General features: G+C 48.0%; 13 protein-coding genes, 1 rRNA gene and 1 pseudogene. 2 read left to right on the forward strand and 13 right to left on the reverse strand.

The genetic code is table 11. The features are described 5' to 3' along the window. Positions 1-7: 7 nt before the first annotated feature. Complete coding sequence (locus KJS63_RS25685; protein ID WP_068621686.1) at positions 8-1,294, reverse strand: HD domain-containing protein; 1,287 nt, start codon at positions 1,292-1,294, stop codon at positions 8-10. A 316-nt stretch (positions 1,295-1,610) separates the two neighbouring features. On the opposite strand from KJS63_RS25685, the gene KJS63_RS25690 reads away from it, so the two are divergent. Continuing rightward, the gene (locus tag KJS63_RS25690) at positions 1,611-1,865 is read left to right on the forward strand and encodes an AbrB/MazE/SpoVT family DNA-binding domain-containing protein (protein ID WP_068621685.1); all 255 of its coding nucleotides are present in this window, start codon (positions 1,611-1,613) and stop codon (positions 1,863-1,865) included. Between the two features lie 154 nt (positions 1,866-2,019). On the opposite strand, the gene rsmI is transcribed toward KJS63_RS25690, so the two are convergent. The 11 genes and pseudogenes from rsmI to KJS63_RS25740 form a co-directional block, all read right to left on the reverse strand. After that, positions 2,020-2,919 carry a 16S rRNA (cytidine(1402)-2'-O)-methyltransferase gene (rsmI, locus tag KJS63_RS25695; RefSeq protein ID WP_213621615.1) on the reverse strand — a complete coding sequence of 300 codons (900 nt, stop codon included), beginning with the start codon at positions 2,917-2,919 and terminating at the stop codon, positions 2,020-2,022. Further along, positions 2,916-3,671 carry a tRNA1(Val) (adenine(37)-N6)-methyltransferase gene (locus KJS63_RS25700; protein ID WP_213621616.1) on the reverse strand — a complete coding sequence of 252 codons (756 nt, stop codon included), beginning with the start codon at positions 3,669-3,671 and terminating at the stop codon, positions 2,916-2,918. The genes rsmI and KJS63_RS25700 overlap by 4 nt, the downstream gene beginning before the upstream one ends. Positions 3,672-3,733: 62 nt before the next feature. Further along, a complete protein-coding gene (locus tag KJS63_RS25705; RefSeq protein WP_374706316.1) occupies positions 3,734-4,060 on the reverse strand; it encodes an initiation-control protein YabA in 327 nt (108 codons plus the stop codon). Positions 4,061-4,137: 77 nt separating this feature from the next. After that, positions 4,138-4,938 (reverse strand): PSP1 domain-containing protein, encoded by an 801-nt coding sequence (locus KJS63_RS25710; protein ID WP_068621679.1) that lies wholly within the window; start codon positions 4,936-4,938, stop codon positions 4,138-4,140. Positions 4,939-5,153: 215 nt separating this feature from the next. Beyond that, entirely contained in the window at positions 5,154-6,146 is a 993-nt protein-coding gene (gene holB, locus KJS63_RS25715; RefSeq protein WP_213621617.1) for a DNA polymerase III subunit delta', read from the reverse strand. 80 nt (positions 6,147-6,226) lie between these two features. Continuing rightward, the gene (locus KJS63_RS25720) at positions 6,227-6,670 is read right to left on the reverse strand and encodes a YaaR family protein (RefSeq protein WP_068621676.1); all 444 of its coding nucleotides are present in this window, start codon (positions 6,668-6,670) and stop codon (positions 6,227-6,229) included. A 54-nt stretch (positions 6,671-6,724) separates the two neighbouring features. After that, complete coding sequence (locus tag KJS63_RS25725) at positions 6,725-7,054, reverse strand: cyclic-di-AMP receptor (RefSeq protein ID WP_068621674.1); 330 nt, start codon at positions 7,052-7,054, stop codon at positions 6,725-6,727. Positions 7,055-7,163: 109 nt separating this feature from the next. Beyond that, positions 7,164-7,811: a dTMP kinase gene (gene tmk / locus KJS63_RS25730; RefSeq protein WP_213621618.1), complete on the reverse strand. Its 648-nt coding sequence runs from the start codon at positions 7,809-7,811 to the stop codon at positions 7,164-7,166. Positions 7,812-8,026: 215 nt separating this feature from the next. Next, the gene (locus KJS63_RS26535) at positions 8,027-8,773 is read right to left on the reverse strand and encodes an Orn/Lys/Arg family decarboxylase (protein ID WP_306432932.1); all 747 of its coding nucleotides are present in this window, start codon (positions 8,771-8,773) and stop codon (positions 8,027-8,029) included. Positions 8,774-9,181: 408 nt separating this feature from the next. Next, a pseudogene (locus tag KJS63_RS26370) lies at positions 9,182-10,147 on the reverse strand (aminotransferase class I/II-fold pyridoxal phosphate-dependent enzyme); the annotation flags it as partial. Between the two features lie 171 nt (positions 10,148-10,318). After that, the gene (locus KJS63_RS25740) at positions 10,319-10,504 is read right to left on the reverse strand and encodes a sigma factor G inhibitor Gin (RefSeq protein ID WP_213621620.1); all 186 of its coding nucleotides are present in this window, start codon (positions 10,502-10,504) and stop codon (positions 10,319-10,321) included. A gap of 231 nt (positions 10,505-10,735) precedes the next feature. Between KJS63_RS25740 and KJS63_RS25745 the strand changes: the two genes are divergently transcribed. Beyond that, on the forward strand, positions 10,736-11,260 hold the full coding sequence (locus KJS63_RS25745; RefSeq protein ID WP_213621621.1) for a hypothetical protein: 525 nt from the start codon (positions 10,736-10,738) through the stop codon (positions 11,258-11,260). A 198-nt stretch (positions 11,261-11,458) separates the two neighbouring features. Here KJS63_RS25745 and rrf read toward each other — a convergent pair. Then, positions 11,459-11,575, reverse strand: a 5S ribosomal RNA gene (gene rrf, locus KJS63_RS25750). Between the last annotated feature and the right edge of the window lie 138 nt (positions 11,576-11,713).

The following is an 11,713-nucleotide window of genomic DNA, read 5'->3' on the forward strand; positions in this document are numbered from 1 at the left end:
CTTCACATTAGAGCAAATTAAGTAGTGCAGCTATTTCCTCCGGCAGCTTGCGGGCGAGTCCACGCAGCTTTTCTTCCGGATAATACATGTGATATTTCCCGCGGTGTATTCCGCTGATAGAGCGGACAATGTCGGACACCTCTGAAATTTCCCGCAGCCGGTCCTGCCGGTCCAGAAGCAGAATTTGTTTCTTCTTGGAGTTATCCTCCGGCCGGAAGACATCATAAGGCAGATCCGTAGGGAAATCAATTTCCAGATCGTAATTAGGATCAAGTCCTAAATCGCGGAAAGAGCGCCGGATTTCATCAATAATTTCCATATCTAACATTTCAAGTTCTACATATTTATACAGTTTTCTGTCGATAAATCGTGTGCACAAATCTGCCAGCAGCGGATCGTGTTCACGTCGCCATTGAACAAAAGAAGTCTGTACTAAAGCCTCATCAAGCAGCAGGTATTCTTCAACGGTCAAATCCCGGTTGAACAGACCCGGAAGCGGGTCAGGCAGGAAGGAGAAGCGGAAGCCCTCCTGGTGAAGCTCCTTCGCCCTGCGGAAGATCTGCCGCAGAATAATCTCGGAACTTCGGGTTACCGGGTGGAAGTATACCTGCCAGTACATTTGATATCTGGACATCAAGTAATCTTCCACAGCATGCATGCCGGACTCCTTAACAACCACTCTACCCTGAAAGGGGCGGAGCATCCGCAGAATCCGGTCAATATCGATGGTTCCATAATTGACCCCGGTGAAATAGGCATCCCTCAGCAAATAATCCATCCGGTCGGCATCCAGCGGACTTGATACCAGATTGACCACAATGGCCTTATCATAGTCCTTCCTTATAACTGCCGCAACCTTCTCCGGAAAATCCTCGCCTTCCCGTTTCAATATGTTATTAACGTGGGTATTCCCGAGTATGATCCGGCATGTCCAATCTTCATGATTCATATGGAAGGCTTCCTCGATCGAATGGGAGAACGGTCCGTGTCCAAGATCATGCAGAAGGGCTGCACACAAAGCGACCAGCCGCTCCTCTTGCGGCCAATCCGAATAGGAGGAACGCTCGAACTGCGAAATGATTCGGCGTGTAATTTCATATACCCCTAAGGAGTGGGAGAACCTGCTATGCTCGGCCCCGTGAAAAGTAAGATAGGAAGTGCCTAACTGCCGGATTCTTCTAAGCCGTTGAAATTCCGGGGTATTAATTAGTGACCAGATTAGATCATCTTGAACATGAACATAATTATGTACCGGATCTTTAAATACCTTTTCCTCAGAAAGTAAAAAATTCATCATCCCCAACTCCTTCTCCAAACTTTTTTATAAAAAATTTTAAAAAAAATGAAATTTGTCGACAACTTTTGTCGAATAATGTCGTATATATAAACAAGCCGATTTCCAAAATGTCGAACGCTGCGTCAGTATTCCTTAACGGTGCTGTCCAAAGCCCTGTTTGGGTTCCGGTATAATACTCAAAGAAAAATATAGCATTATGCCTTTAAACATGTTGACTGTTTTGGCAATCGTTGGTATTATAAATATCATAAAACAGAGAACCGTGTCGAATTATGACATTTTTAAATTATAGCGAGAGGGGCAATCATCGGTTATGATGAAATCAACAGGTATTGTAAGAAAAGTAGACGAGCTAGGACGGGTGGTTATTCCCATTGAATTGCGCCGCACTCTAGGTATTGGCGAGAAAGATGCGCTCGAAATCTATGTGGACGGGGAACGCATCATGCTCAAGAAGTACGAACCTGCCTGCATTTTCTGCGGCAACGCTGAGAATGTCACTTACTTCAAAGGCAAAATTGTGTGTCATGAGTGTCTTTCTGAAATTCCTGCACCTGTGACAAACTAAAGAAAATAGGATATAATAGATTTACTTAAACTGTTAATTCTAACCTTTTTCATATCTCCTTGGCACCTTCTCCAGGCTTGAACCCGGCCTGAAGGAGGTCGTTTTTTTGTTGTACGCAGCTAAGCCTTCATGATGAAGGCTTATTTTTGTTTCTTTATAATAAGGCGTTGTAGATATCCCTCTTGGCTACTCCGCGATCAGCTGCTGTTTTTTTCATAGCCTCTTTCCGGCTCAGGCCTTCTTCCTGCTCGTAATGATTCACGTGTTCATCAATGGTCAGGGGCTGCCACCATAATCCGCCTCTCTCCTGAACTTCCCCGGGCTTAGCCCCTTCCACGGCGATACAGTATTCTCCCAGAGGGGGATGCTCTCCCAGCCAGCTCAGACACTCACTAATAAGCCCCCGGGTCACTTCCTCATACCGCTTGGTCAGTTCCCTGGCCATGGCGATGTTTCTATCTCCGCAAGTATCTAAAATATGCTGCAGTGTCTTGATAATCCGATGGGGAGACTCGTACAGCAGCACGGTTCCTTCAAAATCCCGCAGGCTTAAGAGCAATTGTTCCCTGATCTTCTTGTCCCGCGGCAAAAACCCGGCAAATTGGAACCGGTCCGTAGGAAGTCCCGAGACAATGAGAGCTGATAAAGCGGCATTGGCCCCAGGGATTGGAATCACCGGAATACCTTCAGTCACTGCCAGCTTCACCAGGTCCTGCCCAGGGTCTGAAATCGCTGGAAGACCCGCATCACTAACAAGTGCCAAATCATTTCCTTCTATTATAAGTCTGATCAATTCTGGTCCGCTTGCGGCTTTGTTATGCTCATGATAGCTGAGCAGGCGTTTGGGTGATATCTCAAAGTGGGATAACAGCTTACGGGTCTGTCTTGTATCCTCGGCTGCAATGATATCAGCCTCCTGCAGTGTACGAACCGCGCGGTAGGTTATGTCCTCCAAGTTGCCAATGGGCGTCGCCACCAGAAACAGCTTGCCTGTTAGCGAATCTTTTCCTTTCCCTTTCTCCGACTCAAAACTTTTCTGTACTTGTATGCTCATTTTGTTCCCTCATTTGATCCGTAATAGATGTTCATAATCTCCGGACAGTATTCTCCGTTCTCCTGATACACCACCAGTGGTGGGAGAATCCGCATATCCGGCTTTCCGTCCCGTATTCCCTCAATCAGAACCATATTGGCCTCCAGGTGCTGACGCGGGTGTACAAACCGCACCAGCTTAGGCTCAAGACGGTATTTCTTCATTAAAGTGATAATCTCACCGAGACGCTGCGGCTTATGTACCATAGAGAACTTCCCCCCATTGCGAAGCAGCCGCATGGAGGCCTGCATCAATTCCTCCAGGCTGCAGTGAATTTCATGCCGGGCTATAGCCTGGTGAATATTGAGTTTAATATCCCCCTTCTGAAGCGGCATATAAGGAGGATTCACCGTAATCGCATGATAGGCTCCAGGCCCCTCCTGATTCGGCAGGCCCCGCAGATCCCCATGTCTGATTTTAATCTGGCTCTCCAGTCCGTTCATCCTTACACTTCGGTCCGCCATATCCGCCAACCGCTCTTGAATTTCAATACCTTCAATCTGGGCCTCCGTCCTTGTCGAAAGAAGCAGGGGAACAACTCCATTGCCTGTACATAAGTCCAAAATTCGGCCATGTTTGGGAACTGCCGCAAATCGGGCCAACAGGACAGCGTCCATCGAGAAGCTGAATACCTCATCACTTTGAATAATATGAAGATCATGAGTGAGCAAGTCATCCACCCTCTCTTGATCATACACCGGTACTGTATACATAAGATTAATACGTCCAATCTATTCAAATTTGAAAAAAACCGTAGGAGTAGCTCCTACGGTTGTTATTTATTAAGAAACGACAAGCAGAAAAGGCAATCGCCTTCTGTACGCAGATGTCCATAATACACATTACAAATATGAAAGCCTTCGTGATATAGACGGGCCAGATTGTCGTAACCTTCACCGACAATATCGATGTCGATATGCTCGCCATGCTCGTGCAGCTCCGGATGACTCTCCGTCTGTACAGGCGGCTGCCCACCTGCCTCAGCTTCCCGCTTCAGCACTTTGCGCAGCTGCTCATTCTCCAGCGAATAACGCTGGTTCTCCTCGAGCAGCTTCTTCACTTCGAGCTTGAGGATTCCAAGTTCGCTGTGGAGGCTTTCCATTTTTGATTCCAAATCAAGCAGGTTTGTATAAATATCTTTTTTTTCCAAGTCCCCACCCCAAGAATCATCTCTATGGTTTACTTGACAACAACGTCATCCAATGGAAGTTCTTTAACCTTGCTGATTTCAAAGAGCTGTACATGCACGGTCCGTGAGCCGGCATTAATGCCAACCACTTTCCCCTCACCGAGGGATGTGATGACCAGCTTGCCTACAGAAGGCAGCTCCTCTTTGGTGCTTTCATAATTATCATGCTCAAATTTCAGGCAGCACATCAATCTGCCGCATAGACCCGAAATCTTCGTTGGATTCAAGGACAAGCTTTGATCCTTGGCCATCTTGATCGACACCGGCTCGAAATCCCCAAGCCAGGATGAACAGCAGAGCACTCGTCCGCATGGGCCAATTCCCCCAAGCATCTTAGCTTCATCTCTTACCCCAATCTGACGCAGTTCAATCCTTGTCCGGAAAATACTCGCCAGATCCTTCACCAATTCCCGGAAATCGACTCTTCCTTCCGCCGTGAAATAAAATATAATTTTATTACGGTCAAAAGTAAATTCCACATCAACCAGTTTCATTTTCAAGTCGTGGTCTTTGATTTTATTTAAACAAGTGGCGAATGCATTCTTCGCCGCAAGCTTATTCTCCTCAACAACTTTGGCATCAGCTCCGTCTGCGACGCGGATAACCTTCTTCAGCGGCAGAACCACGTCCGACTCATCCACCGTCTTCTTTCCGACGACAACCTTACCATACTCGATCCCCCGTGCCGTTTCGACAATGACGCAGTTCTCCTTCTCAACGGCGAGCTCCAGTGGATCGAAGTAATATATTTTGCCCGCTTTTTTGAAACGGACACCCACTACAGTGTACAAAAACTAACCCCCTCGTATAGCTTGTGCTAATCCGGCAGAATTACCCGCCCGGATATGGGTGAATCTTAAACCATCTCCGGCTTGATTTCATCCATACCACCAAATTCTAAACCTATACGGAGGAACCATGAATCTGTTCCATCCATATATGTGGGAGAAAGTTTGTCCTACTCTATGGACCGAACTAACCATGTTCATTCCATACTAGCCGCCACTTAAGCACCGGCTGAGTTCCTGTCCGACAAAGCGATGAGGAACTGCTCCAGACATAGCTGGCCATTCATATTGTACCGCAGCTTCTTCTTGCTGTCTGCGGCCAGCGCCATACAGGAGACCCATTCTTCGGCGCTGCGTGTTCTGGCATAATTGGAGATAAACTCCCACTCATCTATGAAAACGATACTATCGTGCTTATGATACATGGCATGAATCATATCTTTAAACCACAAATGAAACAGGTCGAATAGGATATCCAGGTGGTCACCAAGCCCCGCCTTCATTACGCCCTGCTGAGCTGTAATGAGAGCTGAGCCCGCTCTGCCCGTCGATTCCTTCCCCAATTGTACCACTACATTTCTGATTTCTGCAAACCAATTCTGCTGCAAAAGCTCCCTGCAAGCGCCTAATCCCGCCGCTAAATGTACAGCTGCCCGGACCAATGCTCCCGGATAATCCTCACCGGTCAAAATCTGCATCATCATTCCGGGACTAAGCGCCGTAAAAGGGACAAGCTGGGCCCTGGACTGAATGGTGGGAAGCAATGCCCGCCCATTATCCGACAACAGGATAGCCACAGCCGGCGAAGGCGGCTCCTCAAGAAATTTAAGCAGGCTGTTCGATGCCTGCACCGTCATCTTTTCAGCATCCTGAATGATATAGGCCTTCACATTGCCGCTCTCCGAACGATAAGAGAAAATCCGCTGCAGGTCGCGGATTTGGTCGATTTTTATAGAGTTTCCGTCAGGCTCAATCAGATGGAGGTCTGGATGATTGCCATGAAGCAACTTTCGGCATTCCAGGCACTCTCCGCAGGCGTCTTCGCCACCCTCAGTGCAGAAAAGGGCCTGCACAAACGACAAGGCCATCTCTTTCTGACCACTCCCTGCAGGACCACTGAACAGATAAGCATGTGAAATCTTATTTTGCCTAAGCGCATTTTGCAGCAGCTTCTTGGCCGCTTCCTGCCCGACAATTTCTTTGAAAGACATAATTCCTCTCTTCCTCTGCATTGGCCTTTAGCCCGTGAATAAGCCAAGGATAGGACGGCATGTCCTACCCAATTCGGCTCCTAAAAGGTCAGATTGATCAGCATCCCCCGAATTTCTCCGATCTTCTGCAGCAGATCAATCTTCCCTTGTTCACTTTCCAACAGCTCGTCAGCCATACTCAGCAGCGCTGAGTCAATCTCATCAATCAGATTGTACTTCTTGCCTCTTCCACGCCGATCCCATCCCTTAACTTCCTTCATCCGGACACCGCGGCGTACCGTGTCCTCCAGAAAACGCTTGACCAAGAGCCGATAGGCCTTAAGCTCGCGCACCGTCATGGAATGTGCTAGTCGGTCACCCTGGAGCTGAATCTCCTTAAATCTGCGGTTCAGCTCCTGCTGGGATGCCTGCTCCCCCTGCTGCTGCATCGCATCCGAGAAGCTCTTGGAAGCAACGGGTTTATTGGCACCGTCTGACAGTCCTCTTCCACTCGTAAGCGGTCTGTAACCCGGTTCTATTTTCAATCTATATCACTGCCATTCCTTAATATTAATACCAGCGGCTTTTCGTTATTTGCATCAGAAATGCTCGAAGCGGTCAACTGGCAGTACAAAGACGGTAGCTCCACCAACCTGAACCTCAACTGGCAAAGGCAGATAAGAATCTGTCGTTCCACTCATCGGCGTAACCGGTGTCACGAGCTGCTCACGAACCTTACAGCTGCTCCGAATTACTCCCAGCACTGTCTCGACCTGATTGTCGTCTACCCCGATCATAAACGTCGTGTTTCCGGCACGAAGAAAACCGCCCGTACTTGCCAGCTTGGTTGCCCGGAAATTTGATTTCACCAGTGCCCCTGACAGACGGTTGCTGTCCTTGTCTTGGATAATCGCAACAATCAGCTTCATTCTACAGTCCCCCTTAGATTCGTGGTATAGGTTGCTGGCCTTGCCAGTCCGCCTACGATGGTTTCTCAAGAAAATTTCTTTTCTTATAAAATATTATAACACTCTACAATTACCCGCGGAAACCCTTTAAAATCACGCTTAAATGCTCTTTGATCTCTTGGATAACCTCTTCCTTGTTCCTGTCCGCATTAATGGTTACAATTCGCTCAGGGAACATCTCCCGGATTAAGTGATACCCCTCTCTCACTTTATGATGGAAGGCGATCCCCTCCAGATCGAGCCGGTTAACCTCCCGTCCCTGATTGGCGGCAATTCTGGCCAGACCCTTCTCTGGCTCAATATCGAGATAGAAGGTTAGGTCGGGCTGCCTGCCTTCTGTAGCGAATGAATTTACCGATAAAATATGCTCAATGCCCAGTCCCCGTGCATGTCCCTGATAAGCAAGACTGCTGTCAACAAAACGGTCACACAGCACATGGATGCCCTGTGCTAATGCAGGAAGAACCTTCTCGGCTAGATGCTGTCTTCGCGCAGCGGCGTAGAGCAGAGCCTCTGTCCGGCTATCCATCGCTGTATTTTTGGGGTCCAGAATGATATGCCTGATCTTCTCGGCAATTTCGATGCCTCCAGGTTCACGCGTGACCATATAGGGTATACCAGAGCCAGCTAGGGATTGAGAAATTTCCTCAAGAACGGTCGTCTTGCCAGAGCCTTCTCCCCCTTCAAATGTAATAAATTTACCCCAGTTTGCGTTCATTGATAGTTACCAACTTTCTACTACATAACTTGAACTTGTGATTTACATATAAGGCAGCGTATGAAATGTTCCTTAAGGTTGCTGTTGGTCCCAGATTTCCTGATTTAAATTTATAAGATGGAGTTCCGGTACTAAAGGTGAACGCTTCGCTTCTCCTGAATTATTCATTACACAACTTGCCTATTAGTAGTTCTTAAGTTCAACTTATATACATTTTATTTATATACCCGGATGCTCCTCATGCTAGGGTCTTCGGTACCCTGGCATTTCGCCTGGGATTTATGCAAAATCTGAAGAAGCTCTACAGTTTGTTTTGTAATGAGCTCTCCCGGATACAAGATCGGTATGCCTGGCGGATAGGGAATAACCATTTCTGCCGCAATACGGCCTCCTGTGTATTCCACGGGTACTGCCTCAGTATCCTCACGGTTGATGGGTTTCATGTTAAAAGCAATGGCCTCGCTGATCCGATCGGTCGCTGGAATGTTCCACGTGGAAAGTCTACGTTCTGTTTCCTGCTCCGTACTCGCTTGTCCTCTGATCCTATTTGCGGCTAGGTCTGTATTTGTCATTCTTGACTCATAAGAGTGAGATGATGCCACACTTGGTACATTTGGATCGTAAAATTGCTCTTGTTCAAAATTATCCTGGCTAATCAGGCGAGCTTTATTCTTCTCTAGATGATTTTGCTCTCCTGACGGCATTACAGAACCTTTGGATGACAAATCAGGATTTACTACTTCTTGATCCAGAGTCTCAAGCACGCTTACAAGCCGGTCTACATCTTCCTCTGTAGTCCCCAGGCTTAAAGCAAGCACCACATAAGTGGGGTCACTCATCTCTGGAATACATCCTGCCTGTTCCAGCCTTTCCTGAAGCTCATACCCACTGTAAACGTGATAGTTATCCGATATTATGACTTTAAAAGGATCCTGCACTTGGTAAGCCCTCGGGTAAGCCATCTGAGAAGCTGCTTGAGAAGCCACCCCCTCGCCCTCGATGCCGGCTCCTGGATACTCCTCTACTTCTATATTATCTCCAGCGGGTTGCTCTACTTCTGTAATCTTTCCAGTGGGTTGCTCCGCTTCCGTAGTCTTTCCAGTGGGCTGCCCTGTTTCTAGAATCTTACCAGCGTACTGCTCTGCTTCTGTAGTCTTTCCAGTGGGCTGCCCTATTTCTAGGATCTTTCCGGTGTATTGCTCTGCTTCTGTAATCTTTCTAGCCTGCTGTTCTGCTGACTGAGTGTTCTTAGCCTTCTTCTCGTCTGATATTCTACATCCAGCATACTGCTCTCCTAACAACCTGCTTACAGCATGCTTTCCTTCTGATATACTCCCCCCATTATGCTGCTTTCCTAATATTTTACATTCAGCATGCTTCTCGTCTGCTGGCAGTTCGATCAGCTTAATCCTGTTCAGCTTACGTATATGCTCCCTCAATTTACCTGCTGCTCTGAGCCCTTCCGCAAACGCTGCAGGGCCCGCTTCTTCAAGATAGCTTCGGCTCAAATCGAGCGAAGCCATAATTGGATAAGATGGGCTGGAACTCTGCACCATAGCCAACCGCTGGCGCAGCAGCTCGCGATCAATTAGACTGCCCTGCACATGCAGCATTGCCCCCATGGTCAGCGCGGAGAGCATCTTATGGGTGGATTGCACGACCCCGTCTGCTCCGGCAGCCAGAGCGCTTCCGGGAAGTTCAGGGTGCAGCCCGAAATGGGCGCCGTGCGCCTCGTCCACCAGCAGCGGAATCCCGCTGCCGTGGCACAACTCGGCAAGCGCGGCCAGATCCCCGCCCATCCCGTAATAGTTCGGGTGCGTCACTAACAGCCCTTTTGCGTCCGGATAACGGCGCAGGGCTTCACGCACCGTATCTGCGGACGGGATGATGCTTAGGCCGCTGGCCGGATCGGCCTCCGGCGCTAGGAACACTGCGTTTGCGCCAGCCAGCATTAGTCCGTGAATGACGGATTTATGTACGTTGCGCTGCACGAGGAGCACGTCTCCCGGTGCACTGCATACCGTGAGAATAAGCCCCAGATTGCCGGCTGTGCTTCCGCCAACCAGGAAATACGAAGCCTCGGCTCCAAACAGGCGGGCTGCGCGTTCCTGTGCCTCGGCAATTACTCCCTCTGGATGATGAAGATCATCCAGTCCGGTAATTTCCGTGCCGTCAATCTGGGCAATCTGCCTGTAAAACCGGTCCCCTTCAGGCCGATTGCAAAGGACCCGTCCATCCTTATGGCCCGGCACGTGAAAAGAGGCGTTCCGCTTGTCCGCATACTCTTCGAGCGCAAACACAAGCGGAGCCTGTATATTATGATCATGGTTAGACATGTGATCTACAATCCTTCCAATCCATTTCTATCTATTGTACAGTATAATAATTAGGAGTCCCATACTTAATCTTCTGTAAGCCTTAACCCTTGAAGGGGCAGCTTGTGTACTGTTAGAGGATACAACAAAAAAGGACCCTCTTCTTGTCAAAGTGGGTCCTCTTATCCGGATTTATGCATTGTTTTGCAGCCAGATTTGCTTCATTTGATGAATGAAAAAATGATATTTATCGTCCTTCACGTCGGTGTGAACCATTTCCGACTCACAAGCGTCGCAGATAAACTCAGAGACAATCACTATGCCTTCCTGCTTAAGCTCGCCGCATATAATGCATTTTTCTACACTCTGAGCGTCCATTAAAGATCCCACCTTATCTTTTTTACTATCAGTATGGCACAGTTTCTATTATTCTAAACCTATTTCATAGCCCTTTCAATGGTTTCTATATATGTATGCAGCAGGCTCTCCGCAGGTGTTTGTACGGGGCAAACCTCAAATATTCTTTTTTACCATCCGATATATTAAGAAGACCTACATACTTATATGCATCTCTTATGATCAATTTTGTGAGGAGGGATCCGTTACTCCATGTCCGTTGAACCGAACAGTCAGGCGACCTTTTATCAATATAAGCTGCTCAAAAAAGTAATCTTTCCCCGCCCATTTGTTGTGACTTTTCTGCTGCTTCCGCTTTTTTGTGTGCTCACCACGATCATTGCAATACACTGGACCAGCGTATTTTCCTTTGTCCTAGCCTTTCCAGTCATTCTATGGTTCCAGCTGGCTATCTCAAGGGCTGTGCTCATTATTGTCATCCACTCTCATCGTAAACGCTGGGAGATAAGTTATAAGCTACCCTGGATCGGTTATGTGCCAGATCAGCATGTAAGCTATCGAACTTTTTTGAAAGTTCAACTACATACCACATGGATCGGATTATGTCTGATTGCTATACTGTTCCCCTGGTCCCCCTTGTCCTTCGCTGTAAATATGATATTCTGGCATGTCTGGATCATGCTGCCCCGCTATTATGGGTTTCTTCTGTTGTGGAGGCAGCCTAAGGGTGGGATGGTTAAACTGAACGAACAGGACATTTCTTACTACATGCCGTAAAATGTACAAAGGGCCGGATTCCCTATTTGAGGAACCCGGCTCTTTTATTAATGGTTATATCTCTTCTTAGGTCTCCTTCAGAGACTCCTTATACGCATCATCACATCATGTTCCAAATGGATAACTTCCAAACAGCTTACAGTTATCAACTGCCTCTAAATAATAAAAACCACCACCGGTTATCGGCAGTGGTTCTTCGCTTGGCGGCGTCCTACTCTCCCAGGACCCTGCGGTCCAAGTACCATCGGCGCTGGAGGGCTTAACGGTCGTGTTCGGGATGGGTACGCGTGGAACCCCTCCGCCATCGCCACCAAACGGATTGCTATTCAGGCTTGATCACCTGAAAACTAGATACGAAACGAACTTGCGCATCCCCGTCATGCTCGGGGTATTTGTTTGGATAAGCCCTCGACCGATTAGTACTGGTCAGCTCCATGCATTGCTGCACTTCCA

The sequence above is a fragment of the Paenibacillus sp. J22TS3 genome (assembly GCF_018403205.1).
Lineage (GTDB): Bacteria > Bacillota > Bacilli > Paenibacillales > Paenibacillaceae > Fontibacillus > Fontibacillus tuaregi.